The following is a 20966-nucleotide window of genomic DNA, read 5'->3' as shown; positions in this document are numbered from 1 at the left end:
TGCTCCACTTTTGCATGATCACGCCTACCAAGGTCGCATCCAATCACGAGACTCGTCAATGGGACCAGGGCCCAGCACACGCTCAATCGCATCACGAAGCTCCTCCCATGTTGGTCCTCTGCCATAAGGGGGATAGCCGTAGAATCCCGGAATATCGTTTGCTCCCTCCGGTGCGCGAATGGGTACTTCCCTCCGATGCGTGACGAACTCATAGCCCTTGACTATGGGCCAAACGCAGCAAGGTTCGCAAGATTCAAACTCCACAATGAGCCAAACGATATAACCGCGCTTTATGTACGCATGGTTAGGAGCGCCCGTTACACCGGAATACGCAGACGAAGCTGTCTCTGCAATAGCGTTTACCAATGCTTCTAATGCCTCCTTGGTTCCGAGGAGAGCAGCCGTTGCTACATCGCCGAATGCCTGAATATACCCCAGTGCCTCGAGATTCCGCTCTATGGATTCTGCGGCTCTCTCTTGTGAGGGGCTCTGGCCCGCGGTAACGGCAATATCCACAACCCGTTTATTATATTGGTTCGCATACTTCGGTATTGGCGGCTGACACTCACCGCAGAAATGACCAACCGGATCTGGGTATCGCAACACCCCGTTGAAGACATACCGATACAAATTCCCATCCCCGCCGGCAAACCCGATCGGGTCTTCGCTCAGCCAGCGGCCGACGCGGGCATCGTACCAGCGGTTGAGGTTGTTCTGAATTTGACTGTCACTATCGAATGGTCTACCCGTGAATAAGAAGAGACTATCTACCGCCGGATTACTCTCCGACGTGACCTTGCCGAAGGCATCATAGATGAGATGATTGACCGCGGTGGTCATGTCGCTGCCCGAATCGTACTTGGCGATGTCCCGGACCGTGTTCAGGTGGTCCGTCAGCGTCCACTGTACCGTTTCATCACTGCCGTTGTCAACATTTTCCTCGGCCAAAATCTGATCGACCGCCGGGCCCCAGAGGTAACGCCACTCCAGATCACCTGTTTGAACTAGCCCGGAGCCCGTCCGCCGAAAGTCCATCACCACCTGGTTGCCATCATAGACCAGGTTCTGTTTCTGTTCGTAGTCGCCGTCCCCGTTAAGGTCGCCCAGTTTCCGGACCATACGGTTCTGATAATCGTACCAGTACCGGATCACCCAATCCACGGCCGCCCCATAGCTGGGCCGATGCGACACCTTCGTCAGCCGGTTCCGGTGGTCCCAGGTGTACTGGGTGATGTCGGTGTCACCCGCGTCGAGCTGGCCGTTCTGATTGGCGTCGATGAAGCGGTGCGTGCGGTTCCCCTCGGCATCGTAGAGGTAACGGTAGGTGCCGTCGGAGAGAAGCTGGTTGTTCGTGCCGGTGGTGTAGGTGCTGCCGCCCGCGGTGAGGCGGTTGCCGTTGGCATCGTACTGGTAGCTTTCGTCGCTCTGGTAGTCGTAGTCGGCGGCGGTGAGCTGGCCGGTGGCGTCGCTGGTGTAGTCGGCCGTGCCGTCCACCGAGTTGATGTACTGGGTCATGCGATTGGCGGCGTCGAAGTTCCAGGTGTATTCCACGAAGGTGGTCTGGCCGCGGAAGTGGCTGAGGCCCCGCAGTCGCCCGGCCTCGTCGTAGGTGTAGTCGGACTGGGCGACAAGCTGGGTACCGGCCAGGTCGGCGTAACGGGTGAGGTCCGTAAGTTGACTGGCTGTATCGTAGGAGAAGTGGACCCACTTCGTGGCGACCGGGTTCCCGCCTGATTGCGACCCCTGCGTCAGATCGGTCATCCGACCCAGGTTGTCATAGAAATACCGGTTTTTGAAGTCACGGGTACTATTGATGCTGGCAATAAGCCGTGTTCGGCGGCCAGCCGCGTCGTACTGCTGGGTGAAGGTTATTGTCGGCGCAAGCCCGACGAGTGTCTGGTCAATTCGGGTGGTCCGCCCGAGGTCGTCGTAAGTGTAGCTATACTGGGCCGCCCAATCACTGGCGGTGAGCAACTGCCCAGCGGCGTCGTAGGTAAAGGAGATCGTGCCCACCCGGTTCTGGTCGGCGTCGGCATCCTGGACGTTATTGTACCAGATTTCGGCGGTGTTGCGGCCAAGGTTGTCGTACTGGAACTGGCGGACGCGGCCCAGGCGGTCGATCTGGCGGAGGAGGTAGCCGGCGGCATCATAGACGAAGTACCGGGTATCGTCCAGTTCGTTGGTCTCGGCCACGGCCCGGCCCAGGGCGTCGTAGGTCCAGGTGGTGGTGTTGCCGACGGGGTCGGTGAGGGAAAGCCGTCGCCCGGCGGCATCGTAGGTGTAGGTGGTTTCGGCGCCGTTGGCGTCAGTCTGGCTAATAAGCCGGCCCAGGGCATCGTAGGTGAACGTCGTGGTGTGGCCAAGGCGGTCGGCCTGAGTGAGAAGCCGCCCCGCCGCATCGTAGGTGAAGACGGTCCACGGGGCCAGTTCTTCACCTTCCCCGTCGGGGTCGGGCTGAGTGATCTTGGTCTGGCGGCCGAGGCCGTCGTACTCGTAGCTGGTGACACGATCGAGGGGATCAGTGACCTGGAGGAGTTGTCCGGCCGCATCATAGGTGTACTGGGTGACGGGGGCCTCCAAGGGGCCGCTACCATCGGGGTCAGGCTGGGTGACTCGGATTTGCCGCCCCCGGGCGTCATATTCGTATTCCGTGACGTTACCCAGGGGATCGCTGACCTTTAGCAGTCGCCCGAGCTTGTCGTACTCATAGAGAGTCTCCGGGGAAGTGAGCGGGCCGGAGCCGTCGGGGTCGGGCAGAATCACCTTGCTGCGGCGGCCGAGGGCATCGTACTCATAGGCGGTGACACGGCCCAAGGGATCGATGACCTGAACGAGTTGTCCGCCGGTGGTGTAAACGTATTGAGTCACGGGGGCTTCCAAGGGGCCGGTGCCGTCCGGGTCAGGCTGGATGATCTTGGTCTGGCGTCCGGCGGCATCGTATTCGTAGGTAGTCAGTCGGCCCAAGGCATCAAGGGAGCCAACGACGCGGCCGGCATTGTCATAGATCGTCTGGGAGAGCGGCGAAGCCAGGCGGACGACCACGGCGTCGGCGACGACGTTTTTGTTGGCGGTGGCCGAGTTGTTGGCCAGTTGCACGATCAGTGTGGGGTCGGTGAGCGTGAAGCTGCCCAGTTTGCGGAAGGTTAGTCCGGCGAATTCACGGAACTGTCCGGTTTGGCCGGGATCCTGAGATTGATCCACGGTGATGCTGGCCAGCGGTTGCCCGGAGGTGTCACCCGCGAAGATGGCGAAGGGGGCATCAGAGGCATTATCGGGGTCAGCCTCCCAGGTGACGTACACCTCGTATTCCATGCCCACCAGGAGATGGGAAAACGTCCAGGTGGCGCTGGCGGTGGGGGCACCCGTCACCGTGGGATGGATCCGGGAGAGGTCGCCGTAACCAGTCTGCCGGTCGGTCCAGGTGGGACCGGTTTCGGCATAGTTGGCATCGGCGTTATCCAGCAGGGCGCCATGATAGACTGCGGTTTGGCGATCGGCATTGTCGTAGGCATACTCGGTGATCGTTCCCACCGGGTCGATGACATGGCTGAGGCGTCCTGCACGGTCGTAAAACTGCTGGGTGACGGGGCTGGCGAGCGGGCCGTTTTCGCCATCTGGATCGGGCTGGATAGTGCGGATCAGCCTGCCGCGCGCGTCATAAACGTACTGCGTGACGTTCCCCAAGGGATCGGTCTCGGCCGCCAGGTTGCCCATGGCATCGTAGCTATACTGGTAGACGGGGCTGGTGAGCGGACCGTCTCCATCCGGGTCGGGAAGGGTCTTGCGAATGAGCTGACCGAGGGCGTTGTACTCGTACTCTGTCCGGCGACCGAGTTCGTCCACTTCAGCGAGGAGTTTTCCGGTATTGGGGTCGTATTCGTAGCTGACAGATGCCTCCTCGGAGGTGCCCACAGCATACGTGATCTGGGTCACCTGGCCCCGGGCGTTGTACTGATAGTGGGTGACGGTGCCCAGGGGGTCGGTCTCGGTCTTCACCAGGCCGATGAGCGTCCCGTCGTTGGCGTCGGTGTAGGTGTAGGTGGTGACCACGTCATCGCTTTCCCCGTTGCCCGGTGAATCAACCTGGCCCACGACGATGCGGCTTTCCAACACGTAACCAGTTTGCGGGTCGATTTTGTAGAGGGTCGTAATCCCCCGCTCGTCAATGTATTTGGTGACGACATTCCATTGAGGGTCGTACTCCCAGCGGCGGATACCGCCGTCGGGGAGAACCATCTTGATCCGGTTGCCTTTGGCATCGTATTCGTAAGAGGTCACGGAAGGCGTTAAGGGGCCTTCGCCATCGGGATCGGGTTCAATAACTTGGACCACCTGTCCGGCGGCATTGCGGATGTAGCGGGTGGTGTGGCCTTCGCCATCCACCGATTCCAGGGGGAACCCCCACATATCCACAGCCGAGGTCGTGGTGATCCCGCCAACCGTGGAGGAAACGCGAATCGCAGCGGTGTCGCGGAGCGCCGCTGGGTTGTCGAACGTCCCCTCGCCACTCCCCAGATCCACCAGGACCGCGGCGGGGAAGGAAACATAAGTCTCTTCGCTGCCATCGGCGCGGATGATCTTTTTGAGTCGCAGGGCATGATCGTACTCGTAGGTTTCGCGCGAGCCGTCGGGGAAGGTGACGGCCGAAAGGAGGCCGTTGGGGCCCGCATATTCAAAAGTCGTGACGGGGGCCGGCAGCGGGCCGTTGCCGTCGGGGTCGGATTTGGTGATCTGGATGATGCGGCCCTGAGCATCATGAGTGTAAGTCGAAACCACGCCATCGGGGCGGATGGCCTGGCTGAGCCAACCGGTCTGTTCATCGTAGAGATAGACGGTATCCCCTTCCGGGGCGTCGATCGAGACCAGACGATTGGAGTCGTCATAGTTGTAAACAGTTTGATTCCGTGCGGGATCGACTGTGCGGGTAATGAGTCCCGCTGGATTGAAGTAATCGACGGTCCCATCCTTGGCCCGCAAAGTGAAGCCGGTGTACCAGTTGCCGGTCAGGGTGTAGGCACTGGTGTCATCGGAAAGGTCGGGGATCCAACCGCCCATGCCGTCGGGTTTAAACCGCTGCAGCCCGCCACGCAAGAGAAGTACATCGGGGCCGTCGGGGATGAGCCGGGCCACACCAAAGGGAAACCAACCTGGTCCCATCGGGCTGTTGAGCGTGTTGAAAACGTTCTTTTTGCCACTGAGCGTGATTGTTTGTGTGGAATTGTCGGAGTAGTGCTGAATCAATTGGACCGTCCAGGGATAGGCTCCCGTACTGAGAGTTGACACATCCACCGGAAAAGCAAAAGCGTACGTGCTGAGTGCGGAAGCATCCGCGGCGTCAAACCAGATGGTTGTATCGGGGTTACTGCTGCCAAAGCTGACCAATTTGGCCTCCACGAACTCCAGGGTGGCCTGGCCGTTGGTGAGCTGGAGGGGACTGAACGCCACAACTGTCTCCTGACCTGAACTAAAGTGGGCGTAATACGTGATACGGGTTCCCTGGTTGCTTATGCCCAAACCACCAGTCGGAGCGGCGACATTGCAACTAACACCGGGGTCGCCCGTTTCCTTGCCACAGCAATCCACACAAGGTTTTGGATCCCCTATCGGTTCCAAAATGAGAAGGGTGCCGGAATTGCGTTGTTGGTCGACGTTGTTTCCGAAAATGGTCAATATGACGGTTTCCGGAGGTGTTGACTCATTTCCATTCTGACCATCATTCTGATTCTGAAAGCCGTCATACCACGGCACGAAAGAGATGGAGTATTGGTTCTGGCCCGCTGGAATCGTGACTTGACCACTCAGAGAGAGTGCACCCTGCCCCGTCGTAAGAAATCCATCAGCGTCGGCTCGATTATTACGGGGTGTCGGCTCATTGTCCCAATGCGGATCATCGTCGATCGTGGCCGTCCCTCCCACGCTGTACGAAACAGCGACGTCCTCGAAGTTCTCATTACCCTCCAAAAGGTGAATAATGAACGCTCCGGGGTGCCCATGCATTTCCGATTCCATGCCTGTAGTCGGCTCGGGGAGGGGGGCAATAGGCTCCACTGCGTCGCCCCCACGAACGATGATCCAGTCGTTGTCGTGAATATAAACTGTGTCTGAATCTCGGGACACGGGGTAACTGGCGTATTCGCCCCCTTCCCATACAGCCTCCGCACGGGCAACCGTGAGAATCACCGTCTCCAGTGGCTCTGCGCGGGGATTTTGCGCATCATCTCTCACATTGACCTCGATGTCGGATGCCATCTGGGAAGAATTGGCCGGGAAGATGATATAACCCGTGGAAGAATACCAGCATCCATCACCTTCCACCCCAGGAAGCGGGTCATAGTCGTCGTTGACACCCTCACCTTGGGTGGCCGTCCCCGAAATGTCGTAATACACCTTGATGCCATAACTGAGGTCCGGTTCGCGGAGATTGCTCCGGGTGATCCGGAAGGTCGCGTTGTTTTTCCCCTGGAGCGTCTCCGCCCCTATATTGTCCACCGCTGTTAGGTAAAAGTTCCACTGATCGTCGTCGAAAATCGTGACAGTGGCCGCACTGTTCTCACCAATGGTCACCGGATAAGTACCGCAGCAACTGGTGTCCGTCCACCAACCGCCCGTCAGTCGCACCGTGATCGTCTCGTCCTCCTCCCGCCAAGGATCGTTCTCGATGGTCACCGTGGCCGACTGGCTCCCGTTGCCATAAAAAGTGATGTAGCCGCACGTCAGAAAGCCTGACGCCTGATAATCACAATTGGGATCCGCTGTCCCGGTGACCTGGAAATTGACCACTCCAAACGTCAGGTTGGGCGGACAGTCCGTAATCGTAATCGTGAACGTGGACGTCCCCTCCAACCGTTCCACTTGAGAGGGCTGATCCACCGTGATATTGGCCACTACCGAGAGGAGTTCCCGCCGTTCGAGTTCTTCCACCCGCAGGGCACGGTGCCGCTGTTTCTGATGTTGTCTCGTTTTGCCCAGCCAACGTTGCCGTGATTCACGTTTCGACCCCATTTCGGACAAGCTTCCGAGACGCATTGCCATACCTCCTACTTTCCCGACAGGACCTTTCAGCGAGAATACTCCGCAAGCTGAGTGAAAAGATCTTCGTACTCTCGAATCACCCCATCCTGTTCAAAAAGTACCTCCGCCCGCTCCAAAATCTTCTTTCGCATGGCCTGGTGAAAATCTCTTTCCCGGCCCAGCCGGACGGCCAAACGGATGTACTCTTCCTCGGTTGCAGCAATCAAGTCCGGGAGGCCCAAAAGACGATAGAATCCGCCCATGTAGCGCTGGACCATCAACCGTCCAGGAAGCGTCACCACTGGAATACCCAGTCCCAAGGCGTCAAAACCCGTCAGAGAACCGCTGTAAGCGGGCGAATCGAGAACCACGTCCGCTGCGCTCAAAAGACGGTAATAGTCCCCCACCGACTGGCTGGGCAGCCAAATCACCCGCCGGCAAAGGTCTTTTCCCAACGTGCTTTCCCAACGGGCTTGCAGCCGGGCCTGGGTCGCCGGGCGGTATCCTCTCAAAACGACCAGATACCCCTCCTCGTCTGCCTCCAAAACTCCTCTTAATAGTCGGTCGAATGCAGGGTGAAACTTGTTCAGCCGATGAGGACAGAAATAGACCGTTCCCCGTTCCGGCAGCCCCCAATGCTCTCGCCCCATGTCTGCAAGGACCCCGGGGCGCGGCTGCCAGGTCGTTAAACCCGAAAATTGGACCAGCTTCTCCGTGTAGTCCTCTTGGGCTTCTGATCCACGCTCAAACAGTTGGGAAGAGATGAAGTAGTCAATGTTTTTTATTCCCGTGGTCCCATGCTGCCCAAAACCGATGCATTGCACAGGTGCCAGGGGCAAGAAAGGGAGAAAATAGTCCACCGTATCCGTTCCCGCTTGCCAGTGAAAGATGATATGGCATTGGACTTGGCGAATCACCGACAAGGCCTGCTGAATCTCATGAGGGAACTCAATCCAGGGGATGTCGCCTGCAGGCACGCTCTTGCGGCAGGCCTCTCCGATCCCTGCCGAGACCAGCCCAACGACCTCAAAGCGCCGCCGATCCAAACCGGCCAAAACCCGCCCCAGGCCTCGCAAAAAGCCCCCGTGATGACCAGCCGTTACTAAGAAGCCCACCCGGATTTTGGACCCTCGCGGTGGCCGGGGTCTCTCTTGAGGAAAGGCCCCTCCCCACAATGCGGCAAACTTCTCCCGCAGGCCACGATCGCACACCCCATGATGATACAGATGAAAGGACGGCAGGAACCCATCCCGGAAAATCTCTCGCCAATCGCAAGGGGGCCGCTCTGCCAAGGCCTCGTCCAGTCGCCGTTCCAACTCCGCCCGGTAAGCCCAAAGGGCCTCTTCTGAATCGAAGACCGCTGGGCACAGACTCAGCTCCCGCCACCGCCACAACGGCCTCGTGGGACAAAGTTGTGCCGCCCGGCGAAAAGCTTCCCGCGCCTTCTCGTACTCCTCCATATCATTAAGGACTTGCCCCAATGCCAAACGGGCCTGGCCCCAGGTCGGCCTCAGATTGACTGCCTCCCGCAACATCCGAATCGCTTCTCCGAAGCGTTTCAGAGTGGCGTAAAGTTCGCCCAACTGCAGCAGAAGCTCCGCATGTCGTGGGGCCAGCACCAGGGCCAGCTCACACAGCCGGAGGGACTCCCTCGAGTTCCCCTGAATCTGACGCAATCGAGCCAAATGACGAAGGGCGTCCACGTGGTGCGGAGCCAACTCTAAGGCCCGCAGAAGACACCGCTCGGCATCCGCGGCCTCCCCCCGCTCCAAATGCACCAACCCCAGGTTGGACCACGCATCCGCGTAATCGGCCCGTAGATCGATCGCCCGAGAAAACGCCGCCGCAGCCTCTGACCATCGACCAAGGGCCTTTAAAACAGCCCCGTAATTGTTCCAGTAAACAGCTTTTTGAGGACAAAACTGCAATGAGGACTCGATCGCTTGGCAAGCTTCTTGGAGATCGCCCTTAACCAGGGCAATCACGCCCAGAAAATGCCAAGCACCCGGGTGGCGAGGGTCCATTTCCAGGATCTGCCGATAGAGTCTCTCGGCCGTCACAAGATCATCTCCGCGATGGGCTGCAAGGGCCGCCTCGAAGAGTTTTTCCGGGTCGGCCGACGGCCAGGGACCCCCTGCTGCGCCCTCGTCGCACCCCCATTCTGCCCTCAACCGCGTCCCTTTTTGCCCACCAACCATTGAACCCCGCTCCGATATTGAGAAAAGTGCCCGTTAGTGCCAGAAATTCGTCAGACAGCTTAAATGTGTGTGCGTGTGTTGTCAATCCCCTCGAAGGAGTTATGTCGGCATTCCATCCGGGGGGATTGGAATTCTTTCAGTCAACGCTGAACAGAGTTAAGGCTGGAGAAAGTTTCTTTTAAGGTGCCCGGCCGGTCGGTCTGGAAATCCCTTGACAGTCTTGAGATGCCCCTCCGCGCTGGCCTGCCGGTTCATTCCACGCGATTGCCGAAAAAATTACGGTCCTGTTGGAGCAGGGTTGGAAAGCGAACATCGGCCCACGCAAACTCCTTGTCCGTCACCCTCCACGTACGGCGATTGATGGCATTGCCTATCGCGTGTCAAGTCATGCACAGCGCCCTGGGAGCAAAAAGCGTAAGTGCCATAACTTGTTAGCTCAGCGCGAGATACAGCGCAATTTCCTTGCCTTCTTGGCAAATCCCGGCCATCCCAGTGACTGACAACGCAAGCAAAAGCATGAATCGCTGTAAAACTGTCCCAAGTTTCTAACCCCTGGGGTTTATAATGCGTTCCAAATCCCCAAAGCGAATTCCGTAAGCCTCATCCCCTTGCTGCAAGTGGCGGCATTTTGCAAAAGGCGCCCCTTATACTGGAAACGGGTAATAGAAAGTTTTCGGTACGTGTCCTGTTGTTCCAATTGGAGGAAAAAGATGAAACACCAATGTTCTCATCAGAACTCGCTCCTTTTGACACTGCCCGAGGTGGCCCGACTGCTTCGTGTTAGCCAGCGGACGGCCTGGACCTGGGCCAAAGCGGGAAAACTTCCGTCGCTGCGGATCGGCCGCTGCCTTCGCTTTCCACGTCAGGCGGTGGAGAAGTGGATTGAACAAGAGCTGGCTAGCCAATCAGGTCGCGCGGACTCCGCAGTGGAAGGTGACAACTCTCTTCCCGATCAGCCGCAATAAGAGGAACCTCATGCACCAGATTCTGCGAGAATATCTCTCTTACGAATACCGGCTCCATCCGCTAAAGGCGGGCACTAAGGGGCCGATTCTCCAAAACTGGCCGGAACGGGCTGCCCGTGACGAGGCGACCGTTCGCCGCTGGCTGGCAGACTTTCCGGGGTGCAATTGGGGCATAGCAACCGGAGACGGCTTCTCTGTACTGGACATTGACCCCGCTGCCCTGGAGGCAGGGTGGCCCGGTGACCAGCGCCGGCAGGAACTGAAGGCCACGGGATGCCCGTTGGTTCAGACCCCGCGCGGTGGGTTTCATCTTTACTTCAAAGCAAACTGGCCTAACACCGTTGGGGTGATTGCCCCGGGGGTGGATACGAAAGGCCCCCGCGGCTATGTGGTGGCCCCGCCGTCGAGTGTAAACGGCAAGAGCTACCGATGGCTTCGGCCGCTCGTTCCGATCGATCAACTCCCCCCGCCGCCGCAGTGGCTGGACGCAGCTCTGAAAGCCGCCGCGAAGGCCATCGAACACACCCCCGATCCTAAGTCCGCCGAAGAAATAGCCCGAGAGGGTTCAATCCTCTGCGAAGGGCAAAGAAATTGTGGCCTAACAAGTCTTGCGGGCCGTCTCCGCCGACTGGGCTTTTCACAGGATGAGATAGCGGCCGCTCTTTTGGCGGCCAATCAGTCGCGTTGTCGCCCGCCGCTTCCCGAGCGGGAAGTGTTGGCCATTGCAAAGTCCATTTCAAAGTATCCCACCGGCCCAATTCCTCTTCCACCAGCGTTTTATCGGGCCTGGTCACGCGCCATCGCTCATCACAGGAGGTTTCGAAAATGAGTCCACTGAATTTTGTTGTCACTCCCCATAACGGGTCCGTCCGCCGACTCGTCATGGTATGGGAAAATGGGGCGGAAGTGTTCCGTGACAAAGTTGATGTTGACAACGCAAACGCTCGTAAACGCTTTTTTGAGAGGTTAGGGCAGACGCTTCAGCGCCCGGGGCAGGAGTTAGCCCGGGCGTTCGAGGGCATGCTTCTCAACCTAGCCGATGAAGTGGATAAAGCGGCGAAAGAACAGGCAGCCCGCGGCAACGGCAATTCCACTGATCCCTTTGAAATCGCCCGCCGTGAGTTAGAAAAAACACCGCCAGAGATCGTCGCCGAGGCGGAGCGGATGGCAAACAGCCCCGAATTACTCCGGGAGGTTTATCAGGACATTTGCACACTGGGTGTTGCCGGAGAGGCCGAGACAGCCTTGACTGTATGGCTCGTGGGGGTGAGCCGTTTGCTGGCAAGCCCGTTGGCGGCCGTTATCGTGGGTCCCACGTCCACTGGAAAATCGCATGTGTTACAGAAAGTGGGCGCGCTCTTCCCTCCCGAAGCAACAATCAAGTTGACTCAGGCCAGCCCGCAGAGTTGGTTCTATCTTCCCCCGGGAAGCCTGCGTCATCGTTTCGTGACCCTGGGTGAACGCCCGCAGGGGGAAACACCCGAAGTTGTGGACGCCAACCGGAGCTGGCGAGAGCTGGTCAGCGAAGGGCGGCTCGTCAAGGCTGTCGCCACTCGCGGGCCGGATGGGCAGATGACCACGGAAGTGGTCATTCAGGAAGGCCCCGTCGCGTTTTGCGAATCCACGACGAAAAGCAAACTTCTTGATGAGGACGCGTCGCGGATGCTGATCTTGAACTCAGACGACTCGGAAGAACAGACCCGGCTGGTGATCAGTAAGCTGTTCAGCGACGCAAGCAACCCGCAAAGTGAAAACTCTGAAACGCTCATCGCGAAGCATTGGGCTTTTCAGCGGCTCATCGGGAGCCACCCGCCGCAGGTCGTGATCCCGTTTGCGGAACAACTCGCGGAAAAATTCCCGGTGGACAGACCGGAGTGCCGGCGTATCGCAAGACACTGTGTGGCGCTGATTCGAGCGAGTACCCTCGCCCATCAGTTCCAACGCGAGCGGGATGGCGAGGCGATCATCGCCGACCCGGCGGATTACTACGTGGCCTATCGCCTACTGCAACGGCCCGCCGCTCGGTTGCTGGGGCGGGAGGTGCACACGTCATTTGAACGCTTGCTTGAAAAACTGAAAGCGGCTGTCGGGGACGGGGAGTTTTCGACAAAGGAAGCGGCCGACATTGGTGGCATGACCCCACAGTGGACACGACAGGCCCTCCGCGCCCTAGCAGAACAGGGAGCTATTGAGCAAGTATCCCCCGGAGGAGGGCCTAAGTCGGCCACCTGGAGAATCATCGGGGAACACCACGGCCGGGGGGTGCTCCCTGAACCAGAAAAAGTTTTTGCTTCCTCCCCGTTTCTCACTTTCCGCTAGGCGCAAGTTGTGAAATGGCCGCAATTAAAGCTGAAAGTGGCATTACTTTCCACTACTTTCGGCATTTCCACAAGGCACGAACGTGGCAGCTAGCCGAAAAGCGGAAACTAGCGGAAATTCGCGGCACTTTCCACTTAAGTCATTGTCCCAACAAGATTTACGACTAGCGGAAATGCGGAAACCAGAAGTAAGAGGGAAGAAATTATGAGAAACTCTCTCGACCCACTAGCGTGGCTAGATTGTACCACCACTCAGAGGGAATCTTCCACTGGCAAGGTGACCGCCCCGACCGTGGGCCAGCGGGTGAATCTATGCGGAACTCTCCCCAAAGGCGTCTTGCATGTGCTCAACCGCCCGGGAGTGTCCGTCACGTGGGAACGTGGAGAACTTCACTTCCACGTAGCCCCGGAGGCCTTGACCAAAGCCGAGTTGACCCTCCTGCTTGGCCACAAAGAGGAAGTGGGCGGTTGGCTGTTACTTCACAAACTCTGGGACGCGGGATATTCCCTCCGGCTGCAACCGAGCGAATACGGCCCGGGATACGTTCTCATGCCAACGGGGACGCCGGCGCAGCCCGTGGACTTCCCAGCTCTCTTTGAACTCTACGACACTTTCCACGACTCCGCGGTTGCCCTGCTACTGGACGCCTGCCGGTTGCTTAAGATTGCCCCCGTAGATTGGCCCAAGGCGGCTGAAAGGTTCGTGAGGGAAGCGGTCCTTCATCTACAAGAGAGGGAGTTGGCTTAAGCATCACAGGAAAGGGTGTGACATGGCAAAATCCGACAAAACCCGACAATTGCGGCTCGCTCAGAAGAACGCCATCGAGCTTCTGCTGGCCGGTAAGACCGATCAGGAAGTGGCCGAGGCGGTGGGCGTCACTCGGCAAACCGTCAACCTTTGGCGCAACAGAGACAAGGTGTTTCAAGCGGCCCTGGATGCCCGCCGACGGGAACTCTGGGGGGCTTGCGTGGAGCGGTTACGGCAGTTGATAGGCCGAGCTCTTCAGGTGTTGGAAGCTGACCTACTCCAAGATGACGACCGGCGGCTACGGCAATCAGCGGCGGTGCACGTCCTTAAGTGCGTGGGACTTTACGGAGCGAATCTGGAACCCAAAGATACCGTGAAGCGGTGGCCCTTTGACGATTGGACCGACGCGCAGTTAGAAAGGGCCCTCAAGCGTTTCTGGCTAGAAACCCCCCGGTCACTCGGTCAGGGTCAAGAGCATGGCGGTTGAGCGGAGCCAATTTGACGCCATGAGGATGCCTGTGTCCAGTCCGATTCCGGTGGCTTGGAAACAGTGCAGTGGCTCAAATAACGGCTGACGTACCAGAGAACGGAAAGGAGCTCTCTATGGCAAGCGTAGCAAAAGACGGCAAGGGCTGGCGGATCCTCTTCGTGGCCCCCGATGGCAGGCGGAAAACGGTGCGACTCGGCCCCGTAGACAGGAAGGGGGCTGAATCAATCCGGCACCACGTGGAAGCCTTACTGTCCGCACGCATCGCCGGTTTGCCTATTCCCCAAGCAACGGCGATTTGGCTTAGCAGCATCGGTGATACCTTGCGGGCCAGGCTAATTAGCGCAGGGCTGATTGATGCCCAGCACCTCCCCGGCATCACACTGAAGGCTTTTTTGGATGATTACTTTAAGCGGCGGGCGAGTGTCAGGCCATCAACCCTTAGTCATTGGAAGCAAGTGGCGTGGTGCCTGGTTACGTTTTTCGGCGAGGAACGGCTGTTGGCCAGCATCACTCTGGGAGATGCGGCCGACTTTGCGTGTTGGCTAAAAACACCGAAAGCCTGGAGAAATAGAACAGGTGAACGATGCTTGTCAGCAACGACTATTGGCAAGCGACTACGCACCGCAAAACAATTTTTTCAAGATGCCGTTGATCATGAGCTGTTACCCCGGAATCCCTTCGCCAAGCTTGTCAGCCGGTGCGGTAGTAATCGTGCACGCGATTACTTTGTGACACCAGAGGAAGCTTGGAAAGTATTGGACGCTTGCCCGGACGCTGAATGGCGGGCACTGTTCAGTCTGGCCCGTTGGGGTGCATTGCGCTGCCCCAGCGAAATCCTAGCCCTAACGTGGGCGGACGTGGATTGGGAGCGGGGGCGGCTGCGAGTGCCAAGCCCCAAGACGGCCCATCACCCCGGCCACGCGGAACGTATCATTCCGCTGTTTCCAGAATTACGCCAAGCCTTGGAGGAGCTTTGGAACATAACTCCTGAAGGCACGGTATACGTCATCAATCGGTACCGAAGCCCTGCAGTAAACCTTCGGACACAATTGCAACGAATCATACGCCGGGCGGGCCTAAAGCCTTGGCCGAAGCTGTGGCAGAATTTGCGGGCAACACGGGCTACCGAACTGGCACGGGAATATCCTCAGCACGTAGCGGCGGCTTGGTGTGGCCATTCCATAAGGATTGCCGATGCACATTACTGGCAAGTAACGGACGCCGACTTCGCACAGGCGATTGGATACCCCGCCCGGCCGGTCACAAACGACTCCCAGACGGCCGGTAGTGTCCAGATGAACAGTGGCACAGAATCCGGCACACAGGTGGCACAAAATGCGGCACAGCAGGTTCGCGCAAGAGATGGCAAGATGAAGAACTTTTCGTCCCAAGTATCGATGAATAGCTATGTTTTGCAACGGGATGCGAAACGTAACTTATTGTTGCAAGATGACTTAGCGCGCCTGGCAGGATTCGAACCTGCGACCTACGGTTTAGGAAACCGCCGCTCTATCCCCTGAGCTACAGGCGCCCAAGCGCAATCGCACTTTGTGATCATAGCACATTTCGCGCGTGTCGCGCAGGGATACGAGTCGGAACGAATGCGAAATGGCAAAGTGGATGGATGGATCAAAAAAGGAACCCCCTGATGGATCACCATCAGGGGGTTGGTGGATTAATCCCGGCAGCACCTACTCTCGCACTTTTGGTACTACCATCGGCCCCGGAAGCTTAACGGCCGTGTTCGGAATGGGAACGGGTGTTTCCTTCCGGGTATGGCCACCGGGAAAGGACCGATGCCGTCTAGTGAGACGGACATCGGTCGGAGGGAGGGGGCGGTTGTATCCTTGGTGGCGGGTTGATGTCGAGCGCGGGAGCGTTTGATACATGTGGCCAAGCTTTCGCCCGTTAGTACCGGTTAGCTCAGCGCATTGCTGCGCTTACACACCCGGCCTATCAACCTGGTAGTCTTCCAGGGGGCTTTCGGGTCAGAACCCTTACGAGGCCTCATCTTGGAGAGGGCTTCGCGCTTAGATGCTTTCAGCGCTTATCCTTTCCGCACATAGCTATCCAGCCGTGCCGCTAGCGCGACAACTGGTACACCAGAGGTGCGTCCCTCCAAGTCCTCTCGTACTAAGGAGGACCCTCCTCAAGCCTCGTGCGCCCACGGTAGATAGGGACCGACCTGTCTCACGACGGTCTGAACCCAGCTCACGTACCGCTTTCATTGGCGAACAGCCAAACCCTTGGGAGCTTCTCCACCCCCAGGATGCGATGAGCCGACATCGAGGTGCCAAACCGCGCCGCCGCTATGGACGCTCGGGCGCGATAAGCCTGTTATCCCCGGAGTACCTTTTGTCTGTTGAGCGATGGCCCTTCCATCCGGGACCACCGGATCACTAAGCCCTACTTTCGTATCTGCTCGACCCATCGGTCTCGCAGTTAAGCACCCTGTCTACCTTTGCGCTCAACGCCTGATTGCCGACCAGGCTGAGGGTACCTTTGGACTCCTCCGTTACTTTTTAGGAGGAGACCGCCCCAGTCAAACTGCCCAGCTGGCACTGTCCTCCGCCCGGTTTACGGGAATCGGAGTTAGAACTAAAGTGTATCCAGGGTGGTATTTCAAGGGCGGCTCCACCGGAACTGGCGTCCCGGCTTCACAGCCTCCCACCTATCCTACACAAGATACACCACAGCCCAATACCAGCCTACAGTAAAGGTTCACGGGGTCTTTCCGTCTAGCCGCGGGTATGTGGCATCTTCACCACAGCTACAATTTCACCGGGTCGCTGGTTGAGACAGTGCTCCGGTCGTTACGCCATTCATGCAGGACGGAACTTACCCGCCAAGGAACTTCGCTACCTTAGGACCGTCATAGTTACGGCCGCCGTTTACCGGGGCTTCGGTTGCGAGCTTCGCCTTGCGGCTAACCCGCTTCCTTAACCTACCGGCACCGGGCAGGCGTCAGACTCTATACATCCTCTTACGAGTTGAGCAGAGTCCTGTGTTTTTGATAAACAGTCGCCAGAGCCGATTTACTGAGACCCCCAGAAGCTCATCACCTCCGAGGGCACCCCTTCTCCCGAAGTTACGGGGCCATTTTGCAGAGTTCCTTAACCAGCGTTCTCCCGAGCGCCTGAGACTACTCGTCTCGCCTACCTGTGTCGGTTTTAGTACGGTCACTGAGGATTCAACCTTTAGGAGCTTTTCTCGGGCGTCTTTCGGATGACTTCCCGAACAAAACGCGGTGGGTCCCGTCCCTCGGCTTGCGGGGGCGGATTTGCCTACCCCCACCTCAGAACGGTACACGGACATTTCTAACCGTCCGATCACCCTACGGACGCCGTCCCTCCATCAGTCCTCCTCAGTGGCGCAGGAATGTTGACCTGCTGTCCATCGTCTACGCCTTTCGGCCTCGACTAAGGTACCGGCTAACCCTGGGCGGAATTACCTTCCCCAGGAAACCTTAGGCTTTCGGCGAGCAGGATTCTCACCTGCTTTATCGTTACTCATTCCGGCATAATCACCTGTAGAGCCCGCCACCGCTCCTCACGAAGCGGCCTGTATCTGCTCTACAGCGCTCTCCTACCGCTACGCGTAGCGTAGCCCACAGCTTCGGTGTAAGGCTTACTCCCGTTCATTTTCGGCGCAGGGTTGCTCGACCAGTAAGCTTTTACGCACTTTTTAAATGGTGGCTGCTTCTAAGCCAACATCCTGGCTGTCTCAGCAACCCCACTTCCTTTGTGACTGAGCCTTACTTAGGGACCTTAGCTGGTGGTCCGGGTTGTTTCCCTCTCGACCCTGGAGCTTATCCCCCAGGGACTGACTCCCGAGATAGTCGCACCGGTATTCGGAGTTTGGTTCGGCTGGGCAGCCGGCGAAGGCCCCCATGCCAATTCAGTCTCTCTACCCCCGGTGCGTAGTGTCTCGAGGCTAGCCCTAAAGCTATTTCGGAGAGAACGAGCTATCTCTGCGTTTGATTAGACTTTCACTCCTCCCCACAGGTCATCCCCTCGGTTTTCAACCCAAGTGGGTTCGGGCCTCCACGCGGTGTAACCCGCGCTTCACCCTGCCCATGGGTAGGTCACGCAGTTTCGCGTCTACTGCCGGCGACAAAACGCCCTATTCAGACTCGGTTTCCCTACGGCTTCGGCCCGGAAGGCCTTAACCAAGCCGCCGACAGTAACTCGCCGGATCATTATGCAAAAGGCACGCCGTCACACCTACCTCACCCCTTGCGGGGTAGGAAATCGGTGCTCCGACCGCTTGTAGGCATACGGTTTCAGGGTCTCCTTTCACTCCCCTCACGGGGGTTCTTTTCATCTTTCGGTCGCCCTACTGGTCCACTATCGGTCGTCGAGGAGTATTTAGCCTTACGGGATGGTCCCCGTAGCTTCAGTCGGGGTTCCACGTGCCCCGACCTACTCAGGTACCTCCGGGCTGTGAGCCAGCTTTCGCTTACGGGACTGTCACCCTCTGTGGTCCACCTTTCCAGGATGGTTCAGCTAGCCGTTCACATCACCCATGTGGAGGCCCTACAACCCCGCAGGGAAAATCCCCACGGTTTGGGCTGTTCCCCTTTCGCTCGCCGCTACTTAGGGAATCGAGTTTTCTTTCTTTTCCTCCGGCTACTAAGATGTTTCAGTTCGCCGGGTATCGCCTCACACGCCTATGGGTTCAGCGTGTGATCATTCGGGGATCCCGGGATCATCGCTTGTTTGACAGCTCCCCCGGGCTTATCGCAGTCTTCCACGCCCTTCATCGCCTCTCGACGCCAAGACATCCACCGTACGCCCTTAGGAGCTTGGCCACATGTATCGAACGCTCCCACCTTCCGGCGGGCCGCCGATACCCAAGCTCGCTACGCTCGCCTCCAGCCGAACATGTCATCTGGATAACACGCTCGGCCGTAGCCTCGTACGCTCGGCATCAGATGCCACCAAAGATCACAACCGAATTGTCAAAGAACAAAACACGGAGCGACAACCTGATGTCATCACTCCGCGGCAAACCAACTGGGGTCGCACTTTGCTTCCAAACTACGTCCCCTGTTCGTTTGCCGCCAGGAGCTTTTTTAACTCCTGACATTCTCAATCTATCGCCCCGCCCAACTTCCTGTCAACCCCTCCCCGCCGTGCCTTTTCATCCTCATTTTAGGCTTCTTGCGGCTATTACTCAGCTGGCATTCGTCATTATAGGGGCCGCTGCCTTTCAGGATCAACCCCCGGCTTCCGATTTTTTGATCGTCCCAACCGGGCCCCACTTGCTCCTGGTATTTCTCATTACACAGACATCTCTGGGAGCGTCAAGGGGGCCCGAAGCACGCCCCTTTCGATTTCCTGCGAACTATGATGGAATTGGGCAAAGGCAGCGCATCCAGGAGTCATTATCGGCCGATCGGCACCCACAGTTGAGGGACAACCGGCTGACGCGACGAGACGGTGATCCGTCCCCCGGCGGTTGACCTAAACCCCATTCTTACCGAGGGCTCAGGCGACATGCATCTATTCCCCGTCCGGCAGATTTATCGCCACGGCACCCGGTGGGCCGAGATTTTATCCGTGCTCAGCAAGTACGGCCTTGCGGACTGGATTGACCGCCTCGGCCTGGAAATAGCCCGCGATCTCATCAAAGGGCCCACCGGAGAAATCGTCGCGCGACTGCCCTGGACCACCCGATTTCGACTTGCCTTAACGGAATTGGGCCCGACGTTCATCAAGCTAGGACAGGTGCTCAGCACGCGGCCCGACGTGGTGGGCGTGGAACTTGCCCGAGAACTTGAGGAACTTCAGGAACATGTGGCGCCCGACCCACCCGATGCAATTCGGCATGTCATTCGCACGGAGTTGGGCCAAGATCCGGAGGAACTTTTTGCCGAGTTTGAAGAAGAGCCACTCGCCTCGGCTTCCATTGGCCAGGTGCACGCGGCACGGTTGAAAGACGGCCGCCGCGTCGTGCTGAAAATCCAGCATCCCGGGATCGAGCAGAAAGTCCTCGTCGATCTGGAAATTCTCAGTGCTCTGGCCATGCTCGCTGAGAAATTACCGGATCTCCAGACCTACCGTCCCGCGGCACTGATGGCCGAGCTCAAACGGACCATGACGCGGGAGCTCGACTTCCAGCGGGAATTGCGCAATCTTCAGGAATTTGAAGCAAATTTTCAGAACAGCGAGGATCTTAAGATCCCCCGGGCTTTTCCAGAATTCAGCACCAAAAGGGTGCTCACGATGGAATACCTGGACGGGATCAAACTGGCAGACCACGCACGAATCGAGCGGGATGGAATCGATTGCCAGGCCGTGGCACTCCGTGGTGCCCGCGCGTACCTAAAAATGATCTTTCAGGACGGCTTTTATCACGCGGATCCGCACCCAGGAAATATCCTCATCCTCAGGGACGGTCGGGTGGGACTTCTGGATTTTGGGATGGTGGGCCGTCTGGATGATGAACTCCGGGAAGACGTTCAGGTTTTGCTTTCCGGGCTTGCTTCGCAGGATGCCATCACACTGGCGGATGTCATCAGCCATATTGGCAAGGGGCCTCGCGATCTGGACCGGGCAAGCTTGACCGTGGATTTGACGGACTATGTGTCCTACTACGGGCACCTGCCCATTGATCAGTTTGATCTCGGCGGAGCACTCAACGAGATGTTTGAAATCCTCCGCCGGTACCGGATCATGCTGCCTGCCCGTATTGCCCTTCTCTTAAAAACTCTTGTGATTCTGGAAGGGACCGCTCAGCTGCTGAATCCCAAATTTCATCTTCTTTACGTGATTCAGGAATACCAGAAAGAGTTTTTCTGGCAACAGTTCTCCCTCCGCCGGCGACTGCGAAAACTCCGTCGCGCGACATGGCGTTTTCAACACCTGCTCGATGCACTCCCCCAAAATCTTCTGGACCTTTTCGATCATATCCGAAGCGGACAGTTCGACATCCGCCTCGAGCACCGTGGCCTGGAGCCTTCCGCCAATCGACTGGTCTCCGGACTGCTGGCGAGTGCGCTGTTTGTGGGCTGTTCCCTGATGCTCGCTTTCCAGGTACCACCCCTTTTGGGCGATCTTCCCTGGATCGGGAGCCTTTTTAACGGTCATATGCAGAATCTGTCTTTTCCGGGCGCGCTGGGAGCAGGGATAAGCGTCGTCTGGGGATGGCGTCTATGGCGGACAATTTGCAAGTCGGGCTTATTCGACCGACTCTAAATTGCGCTTTCCCGCTCGGGGGGCCCAACCACCGCGG

General features: G+C 58.0%; 8 protein-coding genes, 1 tRNA gene, 2 rRNA genes and 1 pseudogene. 7 read left to right on the top strand and 5 right to left on the bottom strand.

The genetic code is table 11. The features are described from left to right. Nucleotides 1–24: 24 nt before the first annotated feature. Entirely contained in the window at nucleotides 25–7026 is a 7002-nt protein-coding gene (locus tag THTE_RS13510; protein ID WP_168175864.1) for an RHS repeat protein, read from the bottom strand. A 32-nt stretch (nucleotides 7027–7058) separates the two neighbouring features. Then, nucleotides 7059–9209 carry a tetratricopeptide repeat protein gene (locus THTE_RS13505; RefSeq protein ID WP_095415921.1) on the bottom strand — a complete coding sequence of 717 codons (2151 nt, stop codon included), beginning with the start codon at nucleotides 9207–9209 and terminating at the stop codon, nucleotides 7059–7061. Nucleotides 9210–9919: 710 nt separating this feature from the next. On the opposite strand from THTE_RS13505, the gene THTE_RS13500 reads away from it, so the two are divergent. From THTE_RS13500 to THTE_RS18720, 6 genes and pseudogenes are all read left to right on the top strand, one after another. After that, entirely contained in the window at nucleotides 9920–10174 is a 255-nt protein-coding gene (locus THTE_RS13500; RefSeq protein WP_095415920.1) for a helix-turn-helix domain-containing protein, read from the top strand. Nucleotides 10175–10184: 10 nt separating this feature from the next. Then, complete coding sequence (locus THTE_RS13495; RefSeq protein ID WP_095415919.1) at nucleotides 10185–11003, top strand: bifunctional DNA primase/polymerase; 819 nt, start codon at nucleotides 10185–10187, stop codon at nucleotides 11001–11003. Then, the gene (locus tag THTE_RS13490; protein WP_095415918.1) at nucleotides 11000–12493 is read left to right on the top strand and encodes a hypothetical protein; all 1494 of its coding nucleotides are present in this window, start codon (nucleotides 11000–11002) and stop codon (nucleotides 12491–12493) included. The genes THTE_RS13495 and THTE_RS13490 overlap by 4 nt, the downstream gene beginning before the upstream one ends. Before the next feature lie 204 nt (nucleotides 12494–12697). Next, complete coding sequence (locus tag THTE_RS13485) at nucleotides 12698–13240, top strand: hypothetical protein (RefSeq protein ID WP_095415917.1); 543 nt, start codon at nucleotides 12698–12700, stop codon at nucleotides 13238–13240. A gap of 22 nt (nucleotides 13241–13262) precedes the next feature. Further along, nucleotides 13263–13727 (top strand): helix-turn-helix domain-containing protein, encoded by a 465-nt coding sequence (locus THTE_RS13480; protein ID WP_095415916.1) that lies wholly within the window; start codon nucleotides 13263–13265, stop codon nucleotides 13725–13727. A gap of 116 nt (nucleotides 13728–13843) precedes the next feature. Continuing rightward, nucleotides 13844–14935 (top strand): annotated as a pseudogene (locus THTE_RS18720) (tyrosine-type recombinase/integrase); the annotation flags it as partial. A gap of 253 nt (nucleotides 14936–15188) precedes the next feature. On the opposite strand, the gene THTE_RS13470 reads toward THTE_RS18720, so the two are convergent. The 3 genes from THTE_RS13470 to THTE_RS13460 form a co-directional block, all read right to left on the bottom strand. Further along, nucleotides 15189–15261 (bottom strand) — tRNA-Arg (locus THTE_RS13470). A gap of 148 nt (nucleotides 15262–15409) precedes the next feature. Further along, nucleotides 15410–15517: ribosomal RNA gene (gene rrf / locus THTE_RS13465) — 5S ribosomal RNA — on the bottom strand. A 102-nt stretch (nucleotides 15518–15619) separates the two neighbouring features. Continuing rightward, nucleotides 15620–18540 (bottom strand): 23S ribosomal RNA (locus THTE_RS13460). 688 nt (nucleotides 18541–19228) lie between these two features. On the opposite strand from THTE_RS13460, the gene THTE_RS13450 reads away from it, so the two are divergent. Further along, nucleotides 19229–20929: an ABC1 kinase family protein gene (locus THTE_RS13450; protein WP_095415914.1), complete on the top strand. Its 1701-nt coding sequence runs from the start codon at nucleotides 19229–19231 to the stop codon at nucleotides 20927–20929. Nucleotides 20930–20966 lie beyond the last annotated feature (37 nt).

Origin of the sequence: Thermogutta terrifontis (assembly GCF_002277955.1) — a bacterium.
Lineage (GTDB): Bacteria > Planctomycetota > Planctomycetia > Pirellulales > Thermoguttaceae > Thermogutta > Thermogutta terrifontis.
The sequence above is the reverse complement of the archived record's forward strand: the minus strand, read 5'-3'. Positions and strand labels throughout refer to the sequence as shown.